Origin of the sequence: Sphingomonas sp. PL-96 (assembly GCF_020707215.1) — a bacterium.
Lineage (GTDB): Bacteria > Pseudomonadota > Alphaproteobacteria > Sphingomonadales > Sphingomonadaceae > Sphingomonas.
On the sequence record NZ_JAJFET010000001.1, the window covers coordinates 690,351 to 714,235 of the forward strand.

At 70.1% G+C, this 23,885-nt stretch carries 10 protein-coding genes; 9 read left to right on the top strand and 1 reads right to left on the bottom strand.

Annotated features, from left to right (window positions below):
- The first annotated feature begins 8 nt into the window (after window positions 1-8).
- The 3 genes from LK533_RS03280 to LK533_RS03290 are packed head-to-tail and all read left to right on the top strand — an operon-like array spanning window position 9 to window position 12,912.
- Window positions 9-8,987, top strand: a complete 8,979-nt coding sequence (locus LK533_RS03280) for a filamentous hemagglutinin N-terminal domain-containing protein (protein ID WP_229361331.1) — start codon at window positions 9-11, stop codon at window positions 8,985-8,987.
- A complete protein-coding gene (locus LK533_RS17900; protein WP_229361332.1) occupies window positions 8,984-12,079 on the top strand; it encodes a CHAT domain-containing protein in 3,096 nt (1,031 codons plus the stop codon). The genes LK533_RS03280 and LK533_RS17900 overlap by 4 nt, the downstream gene beginning before the upstream one ends.
- On the top strand, window positions 12,079-12,912 hold the full coding sequence (locus tag LK533_RS03290; protein ID WP_229361333.1) for a CPBP family intramembrane glutamic endopeptidase: 834 nt from the start codon (window positions 12,079-12,081) through the stop codon (window positions 12,910-12,912). Before LK533_RS17900 ends, LK533_RS03290 begins: the two co-directional genes overlap by 1 nt.
- Window positions 12,913-13,012: 100 nt before the next feature.
- On the opposite strand, the gene LK533_RS17905 is transcribed toward LK533_RS03290, so the two are convergent.
- A complete protein-coding gene (locus LK533_RS17905) occupies window positions 13,013-14,311 on the bottom strand; it encodes a peptidoglycan DD-metalloendopeptidase family protein (protein ID WP_229361334.1) in 1,299 nt (432 codons plus the stop codon).
- 275 nt (window positions 14,312-14,586) lie between these two features.
- Here LK533_RS17905 and tssK point away from each other — a divergent pair, with 275 nt between their 5' ends.
- Genes tssK through LK533_RS03325 form a run of 6 tightly spaced genes read left to right on the top strand, consistent with a single transcriptional unit; the run spans window position 14,587 to window position 23,779 of the window.
- Window positions 14,587-15,891 (top strand): type VI secretion system baseplate subunit TssK, encoded by a 1,305-nt coding sequence (gene tssK / locus LK533_RS03300; protein WP_229361335.1) that lies wholly within the window; start codon window positions 14,587-14,589, stop codon window positions 15,889-15,891.
- The gene (icmH, locus tag LK533_RS03305) at window positions 15,888-17,276 is read left to right on the top strand and encodes a type IVB secretion system protein IcmH/DotU (RefSeq protein ID WP_229361336.1); all 1,389 of its coding nucleotides are present in this window, start codon (window positions 15,888-15,890) and stop codon (window positions 17,274-17,276) included. The genes tssK and icmH overlap by 4 nt, the downstream gene beginning before the upstream one ends.
- Complete coding sequence (gene tssM / locus LK533_RS03310) at window positions 17,276-20,770, top strand: type VI secretion system membrane subunit TssM (protein WP_229361337.1); 3,495 nt, start codon at window positions 17,276-17,278, stop codon at window positions 20,768-20,770. Before icmH ends, tssM begins: the two co-directional genes overlap by 1 nt.
- A complete protein-coding gene (gene tagF / locus LK533_RS03315) occupies window positions 20,767-21,207 on the top strand; it encodes a type VI secretion system-associated protein TagF (protein ID WP_229361338.1) in 441 nt (146 codons plus the stop codon). The genes tssM and tagF overlap by 4 nt, the downstream gene beginning before the upstream one ends.
- Window positions 21,204-21,965, top strand: a complete 762-nt coding sequence (locus tag LK533_RS03320) for a PP2C family protein-serine/threonine phosphatase (protein ID WP_229361339.1) — start codon at window positions 21,204-21,206, stop codon at window positions 21,963-21,965. The genes tagF and LK533_RS03320 overlap by 4 nt, the downstream gene beginning before the upstream one ends.
- Window positions 21,962-23,779, top strand: a complete 1,818-nt coding sequence (locus tag LK533_RS03325) for a serine/threonine-protein kinase (RefSeq protein ID WP_229361340.1) — start codon at window positions 21,962-21,964, stop codon at window positions 23,777-23,779. Before LK533_RS03320 ends, LK533_RS03325 begins: the two co-directional genes overlap by 4 nt.
- Window positions 23,780-23,885: the final 106 nt, after the last annotated feature.

The window sequence follows — 23,885 nt, forward strand, 5'->3', positions numbered from 1 at the left end:
AGCCGACCATGGCTGCTCTTCCCCTCGCTTCTGCTCCGCGCCGGTTCCGCCGAAGCGTTCTTGCGCTCACCACCGCGATGGGCAGCCTGTCGCTGTTTCCCGGCCTCGCCCATGCGCAGACGGGCGTGCGCCTGCCGACCGAGGCGGACGTAATCGGGTCACGTACCAGCGGCCTTGGTAGTGGACCCGAGTACAGGAACGGGAACAACAAGCTGACGGTGTCGCTGAACGCGCGCAACACCGTCATTGACTGGAACGGCTTCAACATCCCGGAAGGGGGGGAAGCCGCGTTCGAGAACGATGTGCTCACCAGACCGAACATCGCGGTGCTGAACCGCGATCTTTCCGGAAAAACGTCGCAGCTCCTCGGCAAGCTGACGAGCGACGACAGCGTTGCCGTGTGGGTCTATAATCCAAACGGGTTCGTGATCGGCTCCAGAGCGGCCTTCACTACGGGCTCGCTTGTCCTCACCGCGCTTGACGTCAATGAAGCCGACTTCTTGGCCGGTGGCGGCAGCTACCGGATGACCCCTGCGGCCGGCAGCGAGGCCGAAATCATCGTTGAAAAGGGAGCCTCGATCAACGTCGATGGCGGTACGCGCGGGCTGGTGATGGTCGCGCCGAAGATCAACGCGTACGGCGATTTCAAAGCCGTCGGTCAGGGCGTGGCATTCGTGACGGCAACCGACGTCACGCTGAACTACCAGAACGGGAGCCCGCTGTCGGTCACGCTCAACCGCGGCACTGCGGTGAAGGCCCCTCGTCAATATGTGCGCGGCACGGTGTCCGGCAACGAGGTCATTTTTGCGCTCGCTTCCGCGGACACGATCACCGACTCGCTGTTGCAGGTGGATGCCAACGTCACGGCGACCAGCGGATCGCGCGGTATCATCCTGTCGGCGGGCGGGGCCGCCGCGGGGGACGGTGCGGTCACGATCGGCGAGACGGCGACCGACGTCGGCGGCGTTGCCGCGCTGACGGTCACGGGTGCACTGCTTGCGGAAGGGCGCAACGCCGACATCCTCGCCGCGGCGACGGGTGCGGCGACCCTTAGTGGCACGATCGAGGCTGCCGGGGACGTGACGCTGAGTTCCGCCGGCGCGCTGACGGTATCGGGCGGCGTGGATGCCGACGGTGACGTGGCGTTCACGGGCGCGGGTATTACGCTGGGCGGCGCCTCTGCCGTGACGCAGCGTGCCGGGGATCAGTTCGCGGCGCGGTCGACCGATGGCGACATCGTCGGAACCGGTGCGCTGACGCTCCGCGCCGGCTCGACCACAGCCGACAGCCTGAGGCTCGAGACGCAAGGAACGGTGGCGGGCGACATTGCGCTTGGCGCCGACAGTCGCTTGATCGCGGGCGGCGACCGCAATGGCGGTGTGACCCTGCGCGTGCGCGATGCCACCAACCGGGTCTCGATCGGTGATGTGGCCGCACAGTCGCTGCAGGCGGCGGTCGGCACCGGGACCGCGCTCGACGGCCTGGCGCTGGGCGCCGCCGTGAGCATCGGCGACGTGGACGTTCGCGACGCCCTGACGATCAGCGCCGCCGAAGTCACGGCGGGTGCGCTGAAGTCGGACCGCGGCGTGTCGCTCACCACGGTGGGTGCGGTGTCGGCGGAGTCGATCACCGCCCGGAATGGTTCGGCCGTTCTCGCCGCGGGCGGTGCGGTGCAGGTGACCGGCGCGATCGGCGCTGCCGGCAACAATGCCGACATTTCCGTCACCGGCGCGGGGACGATCGGCTTGGCCGACCTCGTGGCTCAAAGGGACGTCCTGGTCCGTAACACGACCACCGCCGATGCCGCGTCGATCGCCGGCAATGTGCGCGCAGGTCGCAACTATGTCGTCGAGGCCGACCGGGTCGAGCTTGGCGGAAGCTCGGCAGTCCGACACGCAGCAGCCGGAGAGGTGCGGATTGCCGCCGGCCGCGGCGGTATCAGCGGTCTCTCCGGGCTGTCGCTGGTCGCGAACAGCGATGGCAACGGCGGCGAGAGCCTGACGCTTGCGACGGACACGGTTCGCGCGGCCAGTTCGGGCGCGGGCGACATCGACTTTGCGGCGGATACGTCCCTGCTTGGCGGCAGTGAGCGGCAGTCCGACCTGATCGTGCGGTCCGCGGATGCAGCGGGAGCGGTTCGGCTGGGCGATGTCGCCGCGCGCGGCTTGCTCGGCGCGACGGACAGCGGGGCGCTTTCGACCGGCATCGTCCGGACGGGCGCGGTAAGCATGGGCGACGTGTCGGTGACGCGGGACCTGATCCTTTCGGGTGAAACCGTGGAGGTGGGAGACCTCGCCTCGTCGGCAGGGCTGGTTCGGCTGGGGGCGACCGGCAGCGCATCCGGCGGCGACATCACGGTGGGTTCGATCGGCGCCACAGGTGGCATTTCCCTGACGGCGACGCGCGGCATTACCGCCGGAGCGCTCACCGCCGGCGGCGCCATCTCTGCGGATGCTGTGGGCGCGCTGACGCTGTCCGGTGACGTAAACGCAGGGTCGGACCTGACGCTCGGGGGCGGGGGCGTGCGGCTCGGCGGGCGTGAGGTCCGCAGCGGCGGCGCAATCGACATCCTGTCGACGAGCGACGGAATCCAGGCTCCCGCGCTGGTGTCGATGACGTCCACCAGCCGTGACCGTTCGGACTTCATCCGCCTCCAGACGACGGGTGCGAACGCCGGCATCGAGTTCGCGCAGGACAGCGCCATCACCGCCGGTGCGGACCGGTCGCTCAACGTCCGGATCTTCAACGGCGGCAGCGGCGCGATCACTCTGGGAGACGTATCGGCGCGCTCGCTGGGCGCGCTGAGTGCGCTCAACGGCGATGCGACCGCAGCGGCGATTGGGCTGAGCAGTGACACGGCGCTGTCCTTCGGTCGGCTGCAGTTGGTGGACGGGTTCGCGGCATCCAGCCTGAACGGCGACCTGTCGGTCGAGGGCATCTCCGTCACAGGTGCCGGCCAAGGCGTTGAACTGCGCGCAGAGAACGGCACATTGTCGCTCGGCGGCGCGCTATCCGTTGACGGTGCCGTGACGCTCGCGAGTGGCGAAGCCCTGACGCTAGGCGACGTGGAGAGCCGCTCGCGCGCGGTGTCGATCACTACCGATGGCGCGCTTTCTGCGGGCACGCTGAAGGGGGCGAGCAGCGTGTCCGCCGCCGCCGCTGCGCTGGTGCTCGATGGGGTCGAGGGTGGCAATGTGGCGCTCACGGCAACGACCGGCGACCTGTCGCTAGGAAGCGCGCAGGGCAGTGCAATCCGGCTTTCCGCTGCCGGGGGCGAGCTCGGTGTGACGGGGGACCTGCTGGCCCGGACGGGCGCGATCGGCGTCGATGCAGGCGGCGATGTCGTCCTGGGCGGCGCAGTCACGGCCGGCGGCGGCTCGGTGATGGTGCAGGCCGGCGGATCGGTCGTCGCAGCCGGTGACGCTTCCGCCAGCGGCAACATGCGCTGGAGTGGCACGGCGCTGGAATTCGCCGGCGCGCACACGGCAGGCGGCAGCTATGTCGCGACGAGCACCACAGGTGCGATCGTCGGCAGGGACCGCTTCGCCGTCCTCTCGAACGCGGACGGCGTGGGGGACGAGGGGATTGCCCTCACGTCGGCGCGTGACATCGACCTGGGCACTGCAACCCTGGCCGGCGGCCGGATGCAAACCGCCGCGGTCGGCGTAACCGCGAACGGGCTGATCCAGTTGGGTGATGTTTCCGGCGCCGCGCTCACCCTGAAGAACTCGGGCCAGTTCGCCACTCGGGCGGGCGATCTCACCCTGCGGGACACGCTGAGCGTGACGACACAGGATGCCGTGACGTTCGGGGACGTCACGGCGGGCCAGGCCGTGACGATCCTGGCCGGATCCCGCGACGCCACCGTCGGCGACTTTGCCGCGATGGCCGGCCGTTCGGTCACGACCAGTGGCGCGGTGAAGGCCGCGTCGGGGGCGGCCGTGACGCTGGGGCGTGTGGAAAGCGCGGAGGGGGACGTGTCGATCACGGCGGGCGGCCAGCTGTTCGCCACGCGCGTGACCGCGGGCGGCGCAGTGACGCTGACCGGCGGTGCCGGCCAGGATGTCCTCGTCGCCGAGGGGGTAACCGCACAGGACGACGCGACCGTCATTTCCGGTCGCAACATCCGCGCACCGTTCGTGCGCAGCTTGGGCGGCGATCTGACCGTCTCGGCAGCCAATGGTGCGGTTCTGGGATATGACGACGGCAGCGGCATCGGTCTGGCCGCCGGACCGGGCGGTGCGTTCTCGCTGACGGTGGGCACGGACGCGCAGCTGGGCGACGTCGTCGGCGGCAATATCTCGATCACCGCCACCTCGATCCGGGCGGACCGGATCGATGGCGGGACGGAAGCGATTGCGCTTCGTGCGACCTCCGGGGATCTTACCATCGGCGGGCCGGTGGTCGGCGGAGACGTGACGCTGCAGGCAGCGGGGCAGGCCTCGCTCGGCTCCGTCACGGCAAGCGGCGCACTGGTGCTTGGCGGTGACCAGTCGCTGTCGTTCGGCACCGTCTCTGGCGCATCGATCCTGGCGACGGGCGGCAGCATCCGGGGCGATGCGATGCTCTCCACCGGGACGATCGACGTGACCGGCGGTGCCATGACGATCGGTCGGATCGATGCCGGGAATGCCCTGACGATTGATGCCCAGGACGCTTTGTCCTTCAACGAACTGCGGGCCGGTTCGATGGAGGTGGCCGCCGGCAGCATCACCGGAGGGCGGATCGCCACTACCGGTGCGGCCAGCCTGCGTGGCACCGGAGTGGACGTGGAGACCGCCGACGTCGGCGGCGCGCTCGCAATCGACGCGGGCACTGGCGATCTGTCGCTGTTAACCGTCACCGGTGGCGCAGCGGTCACGCTTGCCGGCGCCCGCGCGACACTCGGAACTGTGACCGCAGCAGAGGCGCTTGCGCTCACGATCGCTGAAGACCTGTCTTTCGGCGAACTGGACGCGAGCTCGATCGAGGCAACCGCCGGCGTCGTGGCGGGGCAGACGCTGCGTTCCACGGGTGCGGCGATGGTCGTGGCGCAAGGCGTGTCGATCGACACCGCCGATGTCGCAGGCGCGCTGGGGATCGACGCAGGCACGGGCGCGCTGTCGCTTGGCACGGTGACCGGCGGTGGGACGGTGACTCTGGCTGGCCGGCGCGGAACGCTGGGGAACATATCCACGCCCGATACCCTCACGCTTACGATCGCCGAGGACTTGTCCTTTGCCGGACTGGATGCGGGCACGATTGGTGCAACTGCCGGCACGATGCAGGGCCAGACGCTGCGTTCAACCGGCGCGGCGAGGATCGCGGCGCAGGGCGTCGGCATCGAGACCGTCGATGTCGCGGGCGCGCTCGCGGTGGACGCCGGAACGGGCGAGGTGTCGCTCGGGTCGGTGACCGGCGGGGATCTGGTGACCTTGACGGGCGGGCGCGGAACGCTGGGGAGCGTGGCGGCGAATACCCTGGCGCTGCGCTTTGCTCGGGATCTATCGTTCACGGAACTGAGCGCAGGCGCGATCCAGGCGAGCGCCGCTACGATGCAGGGCGATATGCTGCGCTCGACCGGCGCCGCGGCCGTCACGGGCCAAGCGGTTTCGATCGGCACCGTCGACGTGGCGGGCGCCTTGGGCGTGGACGCCGGGTCCGGGGAGCTGACGCTCGGCATGGTGACGAATGGAAGCACGGTAACGCTCGCTGGCGGGCGCGGAACGCTCGGGAGTGTCGATGCAGCGGATGCTCTCGATCTTGCCATTGCCGAGGAGCTTTCGTTCACCACACTCGCCGGCGCCACGATCCAGGCGGACGTCGGCACGCTGCGGGGGCAAAACTTGCGGTCGGCGGGCGCGGCAACGATCGCCGGCCGAGCCGTTTCGATCGAAACGGTCGACGTGGCAGGTGCATTCGCGGTGGACGCGGGAGCCGGCGCGCTGACCCTGGGGACGGTCACAGGTGGAAGCAAGGTAACGCTGATCGGCGGGCGCGGAACGCTGGGGAGCGTTGCCGCAACCGACGCGCTCGCGCTTACGTTTGCTGAGGATCTGTCGTTCACGGAGCTGCGGGCCGGCTCGATCCAGGCGAGTGCCCGGACGCTGCGGGGCACTGCGCTGCGCTCGACGGGTGCGGTGATCGCCAGGGCGCAGGATCTTTCGGTCGACACGGTCGATGTTGCCGGGGCGCTGGAGCTTAACGCGGGCGCAGGCGGCCTGGCGCTGGGAACGGTGACGGGCGGTAGCAGCGTGACCCTGGCTGGCGGTTCCGCCGCGCTCGGTAGCCTCGCGACACCCGGAACGCTTGCGCTCACCATCGGCGGCGGGTTGCGCTTCGACGAGCTGAGCGGGGGTTCGGTGACCGTGGACGCCGGCGCCGTTGACGGCCGGACGCTCCGCGCGACGCGGACGGCCACGATCGACGGCAATCTGGTGGCGATCGACACGATCGACGCCGGGGGGGCGCTTGCGGTGACGGCCCGCGGGGGCAATCTGACGCTTGGAGCGGTGACCGGCGGCAGGGCGGTGACGCTGGCGGCGGCGGGTAATGCGACCCTCGGCTCGGTCACGGCTGCGGATGCACTCGCGTTCGACGTCGACGGCGCGCTGGCCTTTGCCGGCCTGTCCGGCAGCGCGATTACCGGCACCGCAGGGTCGATCGCCGGGCAGGCGCTTCGCGCAGGGGGTGCGGTGGATGTCCGGGCCCGCACCCTGTCGCTCGGCTCTGCCGAAGCCGGCGGAATGCTCGCACTGCAGGCCACCCAAGGCGCGCTGACGCTGGGCAGCGCGACGGCGAGCGGCGATGTCACGCTTGGCGCGACAGAGCTGGCACGGGTCGATGGTGCCGTCTCGGCCGGTGGCGACTACCGGGTCACCGGCGGCAGCGTGCAGCTGGGTGGCGAAGGTGTCGTCCAGAGCGCGGGCGGGCAGGTCCGGCTGATCGCGACCACCGGCGACCTGCGCGGCGCCTCCGGCCTGACGCTGGTAAGCGGTACCGACGGCAGCGGCGGCATGATGGTGCTCGACGCGGCGGGGGGCGTCGATCTTGGCGACACCGTGCTTCAGGTGCAGCCGCAGGGTGGCGCAGCCCTAGCGTTGCGGGCGGGAAGCGGCCGCGCGATCCGGCTCGGCTCCGTACAGGCAGCCTCGATCGGCGGTTTCGACGGGGCGGCCGCACTCGACACGCTGGTCCATGACGGCGCGTTCACCGCCGGTGATCTGGACGTCGGCCGCATGCGGGTCGAGCTCACCGGCGGTGATCTGCAGACCGGCCGCATCGACAGCAGCGGTGCGATCGCACTGGCGGCGACCGGCGGCACGCTGACGACGGGCGACGTCCGCGCCGCCAGCTTCGATGCGCGCAGCGACGGCGCGATCGCGTTCGGCGCCGCCACGATTGGCGGGGCCGCCACGATCGACGGCGCCTCCATCACCGCACAAGGCGTAGAGGCAGGAACGCTGGCGGTCCGGACGCCCGGCACGCTCGGCGCTGCCGATGGCGGGCGGGTGACGCTTCGCACCACGAGCGGCGACCTGTCGATCGATGCCGGCACCGCGCGCCTGGACCGCGTCGATTCCGCAGCGGGCGTGGGCCTGCGCGGTGACCGGATCGACGTCGCGGGTCCGATTGCGGCCGCGCGCCAGTTGCTGGTCGAGGCGCGCGAGACCCTGGCGATCGCGGATGCGACCGCAGGCGGCGAACTGTCGCTCGGCTCGACAGGGTCGCTCAGGGCGGGTGCCCTCAACGCAAGCGGCGCATTGAGTGCCCAGGGCGCGGACGTGACGCTAGGCAGCGCCAGCGCAGGCGGTACGATGGGCGTGACCAGCAGCGGGGCGGTGTCGATCGGCAGCGCCACCGCCAACGGCATCACCATCGACGCGGCCGGAACGGCGACCTTGGGCGCGCTTTCGGGCGGGGCGTCGATCGACCTGGCTGCGGGCGATGCCGATCTGTCCGGCGACATCCGCGCGACCAGCGTGCGCTTCGCCACGCACGATCCCGCCACCACCACCTTGCGCGTGGGCGACGGAACCGCGGACGATGGCCTGCGGCTGTCCCAGGCCGAAGTGGCGCGGGTTTCCGCAGACACGTTGCGCTTCGACGCGGGCAGCGGCGCGATGGAGATCGGCACACTGGCGCTGGCGCCGGCGGCGGGTTCTTCGGTGCAGATGCTGTCGCAAGGCGCGATCCGGGTCACCGGGGCGCTTTCCTCGACCGGCACGGGCCGTGCGATCCGGATCGGCGGCGACGCCGGGGAAGGCAGTGCGGAGACGATCCGTGTCGAGGCGACCAGCAGCGGCGGTGGGCGATTGCTGCTCGACGGCGCCGACTTGGAGTTGCGCGGCAACCGCATCGCAGTGGGGCTGGGCGCCAGCTTCCTCGACACGCTGCTGCCTGGTGAGCCGGGCAAGACACAGGCGGTGGCGCTGGTCGGCAACCCCAATTCGGCACTTTACAACTCGCAGCTGGGCGGCGGCTTCTACGATCCGAATGCGACCACCACCGTCGCGGCGCGCACGCTGACCGTCCGCTTCGGCGATTATGCGCTGTTCCAGAACACCGCGATCCCGGGCCAGACCTCGGGCGTGGTGCTGGGTGGGACCGGCGCGGAGACGGTGCTGCGCGTGTCGAGCTACGGACCCCCGGCGCTCGCCAGCCTGGCCTTGTTCGGGTCGCTAAACACGATCAGCGGCGCCGGCGCTGCCCTGCTTGGGGGGCCGATCGTGGACATCGATCCCTTGCTCCTGGGCAACACGCGCATCAACGGGTGCCTTTCCGGCTCGGGTGCGGGCTGCCTGACGACCATCGTCATCCAGCCGACCTTGCAGGTCTTCGACTGGGACAGCCAGACCGTGTTCGGCATCTCGCAAGACGTCGCGCTGCCGTTCACGCCGATCATCGGCGGCAACAACGAAGAACTGCTGACGGGACTTCCGGCGCTTGCGCCGGAGACGCCGGAGGACGCCGCCGCTCAACCATCGCCGCGGGAGCCGCAAGAGTGATCCCTCTCCATCATGCCGCATTGCTCGCCGGCGTGGCAGCCACTCTCGCCGGTTGCGGCGCTGCGCCGCCCCCCGCCCGGCTCGACAGCTTCAGCCTGGGGCGCAACGGGGCTGGCGAACCCTGCGTCGCATCGCGCAACTGGCAGGATCCGGCGACGCCGGACCCGTTCGCGCGTGCCTATGCGATCACCTGCTCCAACGCGACGGCCGCACGGCCGTTGGGCACGGTCCGCGCGGTAGAGCAGAACGCCGAGGCGATGGCCGCGGTCGATGCGCAGTTCGATTGCGGGGAGCGTCGCAATGTCACCATCGACGGGCGACCCGCGACTGCGGGCCGCTGCGTCGATCGCTTCACCGGGCTGCCCTCGATCCGGATCGACCTGGTCCATGGCGGCAGACACTATGTCGCCGCGGGCACGTCCGCACTGCTGCCGCAGATCGAGGAAGCAGTCACCGTTACCGCGGGTCTGCGCCGCCCGAGTGTCGATACGACCCGCGCCTTGCGGTCCAGCGTCGACCTCGCCGCCTTGGGGGAAGCCGCGCCGACATCGGTCTCGAGCACGGATGCAAGCGCCGGCACCGCTGCCGGTGCGCTCGCGCAGGGTACCAGCTTCAACCACAAGGGGCTGCACGTGGAGGCCTCGCGTGTCCTGAACGACGCGCTCAGCCGGCTGGATCCGGCCACTCCGCCGGCGATCCGTGCGGAGCTGCTGCTGGAGGCGGGGCTGGCGGACTCGAACATCCGCTTCCCGGATACGGCGCAGGCGCATTTCGCCGCGGCCGACACCATCTTTGCTGCGGAACCCTCGGTCCGCACCCTGTTCCTTTCGCGCAAGCGCGACACGTATCGCGCGCTCGACGCGCTCAATCGCGGAGCCTTTGCAGAGACGTTGGCGGTGCTGGATCGTGCGGCCGATGCGCCGGCCGCGGCCCAGCCCCTGAACGACGCTGCGACCCTTGCCGCAATCAACCAGCCGGTTGCAGGCAGCGCGCCCAACGCGGTTGCGGTGGCGGATGCCGGTCAGCTGTCGCGCGCGGTCCTCGACGCCCAGATGCACTATGCGCGCAGCGTTGCGCTGCTGGGGCAGGGGGACGCGGCACGCGCCGCGACCGAAATCGATGCAGCCGCCGCCGTCTACCGTCCGCTCAGCAACGAGCGGCTGGACCAGGGGCAGCTGTTCTGGCTGGGTGCTCGGATCGCCCGGCAACAAGGCCGGCTGGAGGCACGCCGCGGCGCGTATGGCGACGCGCTCGACAGCTTCGATCGCGCGGTGGACCTGCTCCGACGCGGGGCGATCGCGAACGGGGGGACCGGCGGAGAGCCGGCAGTGGCGGACGCGGCGCTCGAACGGGCGGCGATTTATGCCCGCACCGGCGTCTCGCGCACGAATGCTCGCGACGCCTTTGGGGCTGCGGTCGACACGCTGATCGCGTCCGGTGCGACCTCGGCCGGCGGCTCGATCGCGATGGAGGATTATCTCGACCTCCTGGTGGCCGAAGCGGGGTCATCACTCCGCGCCGACACCTATGAGCGCTTCTTTCGCGCCGTACAGGCGACCGGTGAGCCTGCGGTGGCACGCCAGGTCAGCGAGCTTCGCAACGTGGTCACCGCCGACGCCAGCGTCGGCGCGGCGGTGCGCGAGCGCGCCGATCTGGAGCGCGAGCTCACCCGGCTGCGCTATGCGATCTCCGGCCAGGCGGAGGGCGAGGCAAAGACCTCCACCGCCGACTATGAGCGGGCGCGGCAAGCGGCGGAAGCGCGCCTGCTGGAGATCGACGCGCAGCTCGCAGCCGACCCGCGCTATCGCTCGCTGGACGAAAGTCCGGCGACGCTGGCCGAGCTGCGCCAGCGGCTGCGTCCGGGCGAGACGTTCCTGAAGCTGACGACGCTCAACCGCCGCATCTATGGCATGGTCGTCACGGCCGAGCACACCTACCTCTACCATGTTGCCCAAAGCGATGCCGCCAAGGATGCGGTGATGGCGCTTTCCGAACAGTTGCGCGGGTCCATCGACGGCGAGCTGGCGGACGGGAAGCTGGTGCCCTTCGACGAGGCGCGCGCCTACACCCTCTACCGGCTGGTCGCAGGCCCCGCTGCCGAGCTGCTGGCCGCGAGCAAGGCGGTGGTCGTCGATCCATCCGGGCCGCTGCAGCGGCTGCCGGTGGGCGTTCTCGTTACTCGCTACACGCCGGACCGGCCGCGGGTCGATCCGTTCGACTTTTCCAAGGCTGCGTTTCTGGCCACGAACACGGCCATCTCGACCGCGCTGTCGCCGCGCTCGTTCCTGGTCTCCCGCGCGCTGCCGGCCTCGCGTGCGCAGCGCAGCTTCCTGGGCTTTGGCGAGCATGAGGTGCCTTCGCTCGCGGCCTTCCACAATGGTCCGATCCAGATCGGCTTCGGGTGCACGGTGCCGGGGGACCGGCTGGGCGCGGTTGCGCGTACGCTCAAGCCCATTGACGCCAAGGAGCTTAGGATCGCGTCGGCAGCGCTGGGCGTCACCGATGCGGAGGTCGTGACCGGCCGCGCGTTCAGCGACACCGGCGTGGAGGCGCGCGCCGACCTCAACCAATTCGAAGTGGTGCATTTTGCTACTCACGGGCTTGAGGAGGGCATGTGGGGTTGCGCCAAGTCGCCGCCGGCGCTGGTCACCTCCTTTGCCGCGGCGGGCTCCGACGGACTGCTCGACTTTGCCGAAATCGCGAGGCTACGCCTGGACGCCAACCTGGTGGTGCTGTCTGCCTGCGACACGGCAGCAGGCGTGCGGGGCGAAGCATTGGCGCGCAGTTCCGGCCAGGAACAGGCCGGATCCGCACTGGAGGGGCTGGTACGCGCCTTTCTGACCGCGAACGCTCGCGCGGTGCTGGCAACCTATTGGCAGGTGTCCGCCGAGGAGGAGAGCGACGCGTTCATGCGCACCTTCTATTCGGCGGCGCGTTCCGGCACGATCGGCGAGGCGTTGCGGGACGCGCAGAAGTCGCTGATCGCGCAGCCGCAATATTCGCACCCCTTCTACTGGGCGCCCTATTTCCTGGTCGGTGACAGCGCCAAGCCGATGCTGACGGCGCGCGCGGAGCAGGTCGCCAGCCGCTGATGGCGCGGGCGCGGCCGATCGGGCTGGCGCTGCTCGCGCTGGCTGTCGCGTGGCTGCTGCTGCGCGTCTGCCCGCCGCTGGCCTCCGGGCTTGCGAATGGGTTGGGGCCGACGGGCGGAGAGCTGGTCTTCGTGCTGTGCGTCTACATGCCGTTGCTGCTGCTGGCGATCGGGGCGGGCCTGCTGGCCCGCACCGGCGCGCTACGGCTCGGTGGCCATCCCTCGGCAAGGTTAACGGCAGGCCTGGCGCTCGGCGTGGTCGGGCTGGGGCTCGCCGTCGCCTATTGCGCGCTCGCTGGCACGTTGCAGCGGGCAGGGGGCGCCAGCGTGAGTTCGGTCCTCGCGCTCGGCCTGGTCGCGATCGCCGTGCAGGTGCTCGCCGAGGAAGCCCTGTTCCGGGGTGTCGTCCAGCCGCTGCTGGTCCGCGGGCTAGGGAGCCTGGGCGGCGTGGCAGGAGCCGCCGTCGCCTTCGCGGGCCTGCACGCGGCGAGCGGTGCGGCCGGCCCGCTGGTCCTCGTCAACATGCTGCTGGGCGGCATTCTGTTCGGGTACCTCGCGCTGCGAAGTGGGGGCATCGCCGGAGCATTCGGGGCGCATCTGGCGTGGAACGCGGGCGAGCAGCTTGGCTTCGGCCTCGACCCGAATCCCGGCACCGGCGGGTTTGGCGCACTTATCGATTTCGACCTGGTCGGTGCAGCGCGATGGGGCGGATCGGAGGACGGGCTCAATGGCAGCTGGGCGATGGCGCTGGCTCTCATGGCGCTCCTCGCGTTCGTGCTCCTTGGTGGGCGATCGAAGCAGGATGATCGGCGTGGGGCCGCTCGTGCCGCGTAGGGGCTGAGCCGCGTACCAAGGCACCGCGAAGCGTCCTTCGGCACGCTTCTCGGCATCGCGCAATGGCACCTCAGGACGAAGGGCTTTCTGCAGACCTGGGCTAGACCTCGGCCGCTCGCCGCGCATCGATCGCGTCGCGGCTCTTGCGAAACGCCCGCGCCGCCGCGCCGCCGATCGTGCGTCCCCCGCCGGTCTCGATCGACAGCGGGTCGACCGGGTTCCCGTCGATGTGCACCTCGTAGTGGAGATGCGGCCCCGTCGAGCGGCCGGTGGTGCCGACCTCGCCGATCTGGGTCCCCTGCAGCACGCGCGCGCCCGGTACGATCCCGGCCGCAATGCGGTTCATGTGCAGGTAGAGCGTGTCCCAGCCATTGTCGTGGTGCAGGCGGACGAAATTGCCGTTGGCGCCCTTCGGCCCGGCGAAGGATACAACCGCATCGCCCGCGGCAAAGATCGGGGTACCCGTGGGCGCGGCGAAATCGGTGCCGCGATGCATCTTCACGAAGCCCAGGATCGGATGCCCGCGCATGCCGAAGCCCGAGCTGATCCGTGCCGCCTCCACCGGCGTGCGCATCAGCGCGCGGCGGCTGCTGCGGCCGCTGCTGTCGAACCACTCGGCCTCACCGCCGCCCTCTGGCTGGAAGCGGTAGAGCGCGCGAGTCTTCGCTGCCGTGGAGAGAAAAGCATAGACCAGAGTTGCCGGACCGACCGGCTCGCCAGACGCATTTACCTGTTGCTCGAATCCCGCTTCGAACACGTCGCCCGGCGAAACCTCGCGCTGCATGTCGAAATCGTAGCGAAAGGCGTTGGCGAATTCGCTCACCAGCACGTCGCTGACGCCTGCGGCTACGGCGGAGGTATAGAAGCTTTCCCCGTCCAGTTCGCCACGCACGAACCGCATGCGCCGCTCCAGATGGGCGGCGATCTGCGTGGCTGAGAGCGCGCCACCTCCGCCGCGCTGTACCGTCACCCCCGAACCGTCGGCGTGCGTGACCGTCATTGTACGCAGCTGCGCCTGGGTGCCCGCGTTCGTGAACTCGACCTGCAGGCGCAGGTCGCCCGCTGCGTCGCCCAGCTTGCCGGCGGCAAGCGTACCCGCCTCCGATGCTTCCTTGGGCGAGAGGCCCAGGGCGCGCAGGCTCGGCACGAGGCGATCGACGGAGGGCACGTTCAGGATGCGCTGCTCGACCCCTTCGCCCGCAGGCCGCTCTCCGGCAGGCGCAGCGGCTTGGATCACCGCCGTGGTTGCTGCCGGGCGGGACAGGTGCGCAGCCACGGCGCCCGCGAGCGCCACGGCCGTGGCCGCGCCCAGGGCCAGCAGCCGGTTCGCAGCCTCGGACCGCGCGCGAGCCGGCTGCCCAGCGGCGGCGAGCGGGTGCGTCCGCTCGGATTTCCGCACAGTCGTGACAGGTTCCGGAACCTCGCGTGTCGGTTCCGTGACAGTTCTCGTCCAGGATCGCGGGTCATAAGAAGGGTCCGGATCGTCGCGATAGTTCACGCTTCACCTCGATCCGTTGCCGGGACACGATGCCCTGAAGTTGCGCGGCACGGGGAAAGCTATTGCCCGGCCCGTGCTATTTGGCAATAACTCGCTTCGACGCCGACCGGCGCCATGGGTTCAAGGTTCGGGGAAAGCGGTTGGCAGGGAAGAACCGGGTTGCCTGGCATGAAGGCATGTTCCTTCGGCCGCAGCATTTCCAGGCGCAGGACCGCTATACGGAAGCGCAATTGCAGGCACGGGTGGGCTCGGTCCGCCCTTGGCCGTGGGGACTGATCGAGCTGGTGCTGGACGAGGACCTGGCCGCGCTCGGCAAGTTCGCGGTGCATCGCGCAGTGGGCGTGATGCCGGACGGTACGCCCTTTGCGATCCCCGACGACATGCCGCCGCCGCCGCCACTCGACGTGCCGGAGGATGCGCGCGACGCGCTGGTGTCGCTGACGCTGCCGGCCAGCCAGCCAGGTGCGGTGCAGTTCCGCGATGCCGAGGATGGCGGGTTGGACGCCCGTTACCTTGTGGACGAGGCGGAGGTGGCGGACGCCTATTCCTCCGACCGGACGAGCGAGCCGATCGGACTGGCGCGCCCGAACCTGCGCTTCGGCGTCACGCGCGACCAGACCTATGGCCGGGTGACGCTCGGCATCGCCCGCGTGCGCGAGGTGCAGAACAAGCGGCTGATGCTGGACGACCGCTATATCCCGGCAACGCTGGACATCGCGGCGGCGGCACGGCTGCGCGGCGGACTGTCGGACATCATCGGTCGGGCCGGCCAGCGCGCCGGCGAACTGGCGGTGCGCGCGGTGGAGGCGACCGACGGCGGGTCGGACACCTTCGCCAGCTTCCTGCTGCTCCAGGCGCTCAACCGCTGGATGCCCGTGCTCGAGCACCTCCAGTCGCTGCCGACTGTGCATCCCGAGCGGTTGTACGAGGCGCTTACTTCAATGGCCGGCGAGCTGGCGACCATGATCCGGCCGGAGCGGCGCGCCCCGCCGCTGCCGCGCTACGACCATGTCGACCCGCAGAGCGGTTTCGACCCGGTGTTCGACCTGCTCCAGTCGATGCTGTCGGCGGTGTTCGAGCGTTCCGCGGTGCAGCTGCCGCTCGATCAGGCCGGGCCCGGCGCGTACGTCTCGCGCATCACCGATCACGGGCTGTATCAAACCGGCTATTTCTACCTGGCGGTCTCGGCGGCCTCTCCCGTCGAGGAGATCCGCGGCATGTTCCCCTCGGTTGCCAAGATCGGCCCGGTGCAGCGGATGCGCGCCATCGTCGACTCCGCGCTGCCGGGCGTGCCGCTGCGCCACACGCCCACCCCGCCGCCGCAGCTGCGGGTGCTGCCGGGCTTCGTCTATTTCGAGCTCGATCGCGGCGTGCCGGACTGGCGCGAGTTCCAGCAGGCGACCGCACTCGGCCTGCATGTCGCGGGGGATTGGCCGCAGCTTAAACTCGAGCTCTGGTGCGTGAAGCGGAGCGCGCGATGAACGGGGACGACTCCGACGACGGCAACAAGACGGTTTTTCGACCCTCGCCGTTGCAGGGGTTGAAGCGGAACAACGCCCCGCCGCGGCCCGCCGGCTTCGCGCCCGCGGGCTATGGCGCGCCGCCATCGCTGTCGCAGAGCGCGCATGCGCCGGTCGGGCCGGGAATGGCGCCGTCGCGACTGGCCGAAGACGACGTTCCGCTGCCGGCGACGCCGCCCGCCATCCGCAACGTCATGCTGGCGGAGGCCGAGCCGGTGCTTGCCCTGCTGGCGGCGGTGCGGGCAGGTCGCGTGCGCGTGCCGATGCCGGAGTTCCACCGCCGCTGCACCCAGGCGATCGCGCGGTTCGAACAGGCCATTCAGCCGCATTATCCCGAGGAAAAGCGGCAGCGGGCGAAATACGCGGTGTGCGCCACCGCCGACGACGTAGCCCAAAATCTTCCCGGCATCGGTACCGATGGCGCCGAATGGGCGCGCCGGTCGATGGTGGTGCAGTTCTTTCACGAGAACATCGGCGGCGATCGCTTCTGGCAGCTGGTCGACGACATGCTGCGCACGCCCGGCGACAACCTCGACCTGATCGAGCTGTTCCATGCGTGCCTGGCGGCCGGGTTCGAAGGCCGGTTCCGGGTGATGCCGGACGGCCGGCGGCGGCTGCAGGAGATCATGGCGCGGTTGCAGGGCGCGCTGCCGCACGTCCGCTCGCTGTCGCAGATCGAACTGGTGCCGAACTGGCGCGGCGAGAACGCGCCTGTCGGCCGGATCGGGCTGAACGTGCTGGCGCTCGCCGCGGCGGGAGCGCTGACGCTGCTGGTACTGGTCTATGCGGTGTTGCGGCTGATGCTGGCGTCGAGCGGCGACGTGCCGTCACGGAGGCTCGCCGACCTCAATCCGGACGCACGGCTGACGCTGTCGCGCCCGGCGGCCGAGATGGCCCCGACCCAGAGCGCTCAGGCATCCCGCCTCGCCAAGTTCCTGGAACCCGAAATTCGCGAGGGCCTGGTAACGGTGGAAGAGGATGCGCAGACGGTGCGCGTGCGCACAACGGTGGGCCAGCTGTTCGAGTCCGGCTCGGACGCGCTGGAGTCCGGGCGGGAAGCGCTGTTCCACCGCATCGGCCGCGCGATCCAGGCGGAGCGGGGATCGGTGCTGATCGAAGGCCATGCCGACAACGACCGGGTGGCGACCGTCCGCTTTCCCGACAACATGGCACTATCGCAGGCGCGGGCGGAAACGGTGGGCAAGCTGATCCGTGCCGACCTGTCTGATCCGTCGCGGGTGTCGACCAAGGGACTGGGGGAAACTGTGCCGATCGCGTCCAACGACACTGCGGCGGGCAAGTCGCAGAACCGCCGCGTCGAAATCATCGTGCCGCGGCGGTACTGATGCGGCGCTTCTTCCGGAACTGGTATGCGGTCACGATCACGGCGGCGGTGCTGCTGGCGCTGATCGTCGCCTTTGGCCTGCCGCTGTTCTTTGCCTTCTTCCGGCCCTGGCCGGTGCGGATCACGGGCGTGGTGCTGGTCGCACTGCTGTGGGGCGCCTGGTGGGGCTGGCGCCGCTGGCGCGCCAAGCGTGCGGCAGCCGCGATCGCCGCCGAACTCGCCGGCCCCAATGCCGCCGACGAGGAGGGCAGGGCGCTTGGGGCACGTATGGGCGAGGCCCTGGCCAAGCTGCGCAGCGCAGCCGGTGGTCGCCGCGACTATCTGTACAGCCGTCCCTGGTACGTGATCATCGGCCCGCCAGGCGCGGGCAAGACCACCGCGCTGCTCCATTCGGGCCTGCGCTTTCCCTTCGTCGAACAGGCGGTGAAGGGCGTCGGAGGCACCCGCAACCTCGACTTTTGGTTCGCCGACGAAGCCGTGCTGGTCGACACCGCCGGCCGCTACACCACGCAGGACTCGGACGCCGCGGTGGACAGCGCCGGCTGGGCCGCGTTCCTGTCGCTGCTCAAGAAGCACCGCCCGGCCCAACCGATTAACGGCATCCTGGTCGCGATCGGCGTCGATCTGCTGCTGGGCAACGACTGCGCCGCGATCGACACGCATGCGAGCGCCGTGCGCCGTCGGCTGGTGGAGTTGCGGCGGACGCTGGAAACGGCGGTTCCGGTCTATCTGGTCGTCACCAAGGGCGATCTGCTCGCCGGGTTCAGCGAGTATTTCGACGATCTCGACGTCGAGGGCCGCCGCGCAGTGCTGGGCGCGACCTTGCCCCATGCCGACGGCCGCCCGTCTGCCGAGGCACTGGCGCGCGCGTTCGACACCGCTGCCCAATCGATCGCCGATCGCCAGGCGCGGCGTCTGTTCGAAGAGGTCGATCAGCGCCGCCGGGGCATGATGCTGGGCTTCCCCGCTCAGCTGCGCAGCCTGCGCGCGCGGCTGATGCGCTTTGCCGAGGGCGCGTTCGTCGCCGGCGACGATGCGCCCGCAACCTTGCGCGGCTTCTACTTCACCAGCGGCATCCAGGAAGGTGCGCCGCTCGACCGCATCCTGGCGGCGATGGGCGACGTGTACGAACAGCCGGTCGCTGGCGGAATGGAGGCGCGCAGTCGCGCCTACTTCCTCAATCGCCTGCTCACGCAAGTGATGTTCCCCGAAGCGGGGCTGGTCTCCACGGATACTCGCGCGAAGACCCGCCGGCGTGCCCAGCTGGTCGGGGCGTTGATCGGCATCGGCGTCGCCACCGCGCTGGTGCTTGCCGCCTGGGGCGTCAGCTATGCCCGCAACCGGTCGTTCCAGTCGGAACTGGCGGATCGTACCGACGCCGCCGCGGTGCAGCTGCGTGAGGCAGGCGTGGACCTGACCCAGGTTCGCGAGGACGATGCCGATCTGCGCGCGGCACTGCCGGGTCTCGACACGCTTCGCACCCTGCCGCGCGGCTATGCCGAGCGGCGCGCCGGTGGTCCTTCGCTCGCGATGACCTTTGGCCTCTACCAAAGCAGCCTCAGCCAGCAGGCGGAGGAAACTTATCGCGACGCGTTGCGTCGCATCCTGCTGCCCCGGATGCTGTTGCGGCTGGAGGCGGTAATGCAGGCGAACGCGAGCGACCCGATGGCGCTCTACGAGCCGCTCAAGGTCTATCTGATGCTTGGGCAGCAGGGGCCGATGGACGCGAAAGCGGTCAAGGCCTGGGTGGTCGGGGACTGGGCGACCGAGCTCTATCCCGGCGCCGACAGCCAGGCGGAACGCACCGCGCTCACCCGGCACTTGGACGCGCTGCTCGAGGATCGCGACATGGCGTCGGTCTGGCCCAACCGCCGCCCGCCGCTCGACGCCAATCTGGTCGCAAGCGCACGCGCTGCCGTGCAGACGCTCAGCCTGGCCGACCGCGCCTATGCGGTGATGCGGCAGAAGGCGGCGTCGGCCGGCCCGCCTTGGGAGGCCGCCAACATCCTGTCGCAAGGCGATGTGCTCGCCTTTGCCGCGCCGGACCAGGTCGCGAGCTATCAAGTTCCTTATTTCTTCACCCGCGCCGGCTATGAGAAGACTTATCTTCCCGGCCTCGCCACCGTGCAACAGGACCTGAAGCGCGACCTTTGGGTGCTGGGCGGCGCGCAGGAAGCCGGGGTCGGAGACGAACTGGCCAACGTCCGCCCGGGCGTCGCGGGGCTTTATGCCAAGGACTATATCGCCGCGTGGGAGGGCCTGGTCGCGACCATGAAGCCGGGTGCCTATTTCCGCGACCCGACCGCCTTTGGCGCGCTTACCAAGAGCCCATCGCCGCTGAAGCGGGCGCTGCTGGAACTGCGCAAGAACACCATCTTCGCGGGCGGCGCCAAGGCGGGGATCGCACGCGCGACCCGCTACGGCCTCAGCCGGTCGCGGATGGGCCGGGTCGTCGATGAGGTGGGGCGCGATCGCGCGCAAGGCATCGACGCTGGGGACGAGATCACCGCCGCTTTCAGCGCGCTCCACGAATATGTCGGCGAAGGCCGCAGCTCGGCGCCGATCGACGAGTTCATCGCCGGCATCAAGGCGGCGGGCCAGGCGGTCATGGCGGCGCAGTCGGTGGGCGGCGGCGGCGGCTCCGACGCGACCCAGGCAGCGATGGCGGCCGCCCTCGCCCAGGTAAAGGCATCCGCCGCGGGTGCTCCGCCGCAGCTTCAGTCGTTCGCAACCGAGGCGGCGGGCGGCGGCGCGACAGCGCAGGTGGAGGCAGCAAGCGGCGCAGTGGGGGACGCCTATGCCCAGGCCGTCCTTCCAGCCTGTCGGGAGGTTGCCCAGGAGCACTACCCTTTCTTTGCGGGCGCGCCCGACGCGCCCATGGCTGAAACATTGCGGGTGTTCGGCATGGGCGGGGTGGTCGATGGGTTCGTGCAGCAGCGGCTGATGCCGATGATCGACACCGCCGGCCCGGTGTGGCGCTGGCGCGAGGGCGATCCGGTTGCCGGCGCGCTCAACCCCTCCTCGCCGGAAGTTTTTGCCCGCACCGTCGAACTGCGCGACCTGCTCGCCGGAGGACTCCCGATCAAGGTCGCGGTCGCGAGCTTCGGGCAGGGTGTCGCCACGGTCGAGCTGTCGAGCGGCGGCACCCGTTATCGCTTCACGCCGACCAGCAACCAGCCACGCCCGCTGCTGTGGTCGGCGAATGGCGGCCTGCCAGAGGCGTCGCTGATCCTCTATGGCCCGGCGGCCGGCACCGCCACGCCGGGCGGGGATGCTGCACCCGGGCCCGAACTCGCGCGCATCGAGACAGAAGGTCCTTGGGCGCTGTTCCGGCTGATGGACCGTGCCGAAAAGCGCAACGCGGGCGAGCAGGGGATCCGTGCCGGCTTTGGCGAGGGGGCCGCCCGCACCACCCTCGCCGTCGCGCTGCCAGGCAAGCGCAACCCGTTCAGCCGCGCCGGCGTCTGGTCCTTCCGCTGCCCGGGGGCGCTATGAGCGCGCTGCTGTTCGGCAAGCTGCCCGCCCATGGCGACTTCGTCGCGCGCGGGCTGGCCTTCGACATGCGCGATGCGCTCGATGGCTGGCTGTCGGCCTCCCTGCTCGACGCGCGGGATGCCTATGGCGCGGCCTTCGAAGAGCGGTTCGATGCCGCCGTGCCCTGGCAGTGCGAAGGCGACGGGGTGGCCGGTGCGATTGCCGCCTCCCAGGACGCTGCCGGCCGCCGCTTTCCGCTGCTGTTGCTGTGTGGAGGCAGGGATCCCGCCCAGTGCGAAGACCTGCTCTACGCCGCGATCGGCGAAGGCTGGACGGCCGATCGATTGGCGGACGAAGCCGGTGCCGCGCCCCAAGGGAGCGTCGCGCGCTGGCAGGGAAACGGTCGCGAACGGGCCGGGGCCATGCCTGTGGACCTGCTGAAGGAGATGCTGGCATGAGCGCGAGCCTACGGGTGCGTGCGGTCGCCGGGACCCACCCGGGCCTGGTCCGCCGGATCAACGAGGACCGGTATTGCGCGCGCGACACGGTCGGCCTCTGGGCCGTCGCGGATGGCATGGGCGGCCATTCGCACGGCGACTGGGCCTCCAACGCGGTGGTGCAGGCGCTCGAAAGCGCGGGCGTTCCGCACGACTTCCGTAGCGCGACTCAGACAGTCGCCGACGCGATCCACAGCGCCAATCGCCGCATCTGGGGCGAGGCGCAGCGGCGTGCGCAGCAGATGGGCTCCACGGTCGTAGCCCTGCTGGTGCAGGACGGGTGCTTCGCCGCGCTGTGGGTCGGCGACAGCCGAGCCTATGTGCTGCGCGACGGCACGCTCCATCCGCTGACCCGCGATCACAGCCAGGTGCAGGAGATGGTCGACCGTGGGCTGATCACCCCGGACGAGGCCCGCAACCATCCGCGCGGCCATGTGCTCGCCCGGGCGATCGGCGTAGGCGCGCGGCTGGCGGTCGACGTCGTGACGGACGAGGTCGCGGCTGGCGACCTGTTCCTGCTGTGCAGCGATGGCCTGACAGGCATGCTCGACGAGACAATGCTCGCGCGCATCATGGCCGATCCGGATCGGCAGATGGCGCTCGACGCGCTGATCGCCGCGGCGCTGGAGGGCGGGGCTCCCGATAATGTGACGGCGATCCTGGTCTCGGTGCAGGAGACAACCCAGCTCACCCTGACGCCTGCGGTGTCGGCGCTGTGATTGGCGATGATGACGAGCCGCGCACGGTGTTCGCGCCGGGACAGGACGGCGGCGAAGACGCCGATCGTACGGTTTTCGGCGGCAGCGCGCCTGCGGCACCCACCGCTTCAGGCGCGGGGATCAAGCCGGGCGACGTCCTCAACCACATGTTCGGCGTGCGCCGCTTCCTGGCGCGCGGCGGCATGGGCGAGGTGTTCGAAGGCACGAACCTCGCCACCGATGAGCGTGTCGCGATCAAGGTCATGCTGCCGGCATTGGCGGCCGATCCCAAGGTCATCGCGCTGTTCAAGCGCGAGGCGCAGACCCTTACCCGCCTCCATCATGAGGCGGTGGTGCAGTATCGCGTGCTGGCGATGGAGCCCGAACTGGGCGTGCTTTACATCGTCACCGAATATATCGACGGTACCAGCCTGTCGGACGTGCTCGCCTCGCTGCGGCCAAGCGCCGCCGAGCTCGGCCAGCTGCTGCGGCGCCTCGCCTCGGGCCTTGCCGCCGCGCACCGGCTGGGCGCGATCCACCGCGATGTGTCGCCGGACAATGTGCTGCTGAGCGGCGGTGAACTTCATCGTGCCAAGCTGATCGATTTCGGCATCGCCAAGGATCTCGATCCCGGCACCGCGACGATCGTGGGCGACGGTTTTGCCGGCAAGCTCGGCTATGTCGCGCCAGAGCAGCTCGGGGACTTCTCGCGGGCGCTGGGGCCGTGGACCGACGTCTACAGCCTGGGGCTGGTGATCCTGGCGCTGGCGCGCGGCGCCGATCTGGGACTGGGCGGGACGCTGGTGGATGCGGTGGACAAGCGCCGCGCAGGCCTGGACCTGTCGGCCGTGCCGATGCCGCTCAGAAGCGTCATCGAGCGCATGGTGCGCGCCGATCCTGCCACGCGGCTACAGGACATGGACGCGGTGCTGGCGGCGCTCGCCGCGGCGGAAGTGCCCGCGGCCAGCACGCCGCGGCTTCCGCTACGCTGGATCGCGATCGCCGGCGGTGCGGCCCTGCTGTTGCTCATCCTTGCCGTCTGGTTGTTCGGCGAGCGGGACGCGCCGCAAAAGGCGGAGAGCACCCCCGCAGTGGCAGATAATCCGGTGCAGCGCGCGCAAAGCGCGATCAACGCGGCGCTTCCTTCGGTCAGCTGTACCTGGCTGAGCATCGTTGACGTGGCCCAGCAGGGTGGCGGTACCCAGGTGGCACTGACCGGCGTCGCCGGGGACCCGGCCCAGGCGCAGGAGGAGATTTCCCGCGTACTGGAGGCGCAGAAGCTGCCCTCCAGGCGGATCGACTTCGCCGATGTGTCCTCGATCACGCAGAGCGGCTGCGCCGCGCTGGATGCGTTCCGCCAGATCCGTGCGACCGGCCGCAATCGGCTGAGCGTGCCGCAGCGTCGGTTCGAGATGCGCCCGCAGGCGCAGGACGAATCCTATGCCGGGCGGCTTGCCGCGAACGCCGTCATCAACATCGCCATCGGCGACCCTTCGCTAGATTTCGCGCTGCTGGGGCTGGAGCCGTCGGGCAAGATCGACATGCTGATCGACAGCCGCCGGATGTTCGCCGACAAACTTCGGCAGTCCAGCGACGGCATCCCGATCGCAGACCTGGGCGAGGATCGCTATCGCCTGCAGATCGACCTTGATCATGCCGGCTGGTCGGGGCTGCTGCTGGTAACGGGCAAGGGCCCGTTCGATGCCGATGTCCTGGCGTCGCCGCTCGGTAGCCGCGGGGCCGACTGGCGCGAGCGCGTCGCGACGCTCGCCAGCGAGCGCGGCTGGCGCACGGACATGATCTGGTTTCAGTCGGTGAATGCGGGCCAGGACTGATCACAACGCGCTTTCCTCACAGGCGAAGGCGAGCGAACGCAGCGATTTTCGCGGCAGGTTGCGACAGCTTTGACACCATCCGAGCGTAGGGGAATCCTAAGAAGGA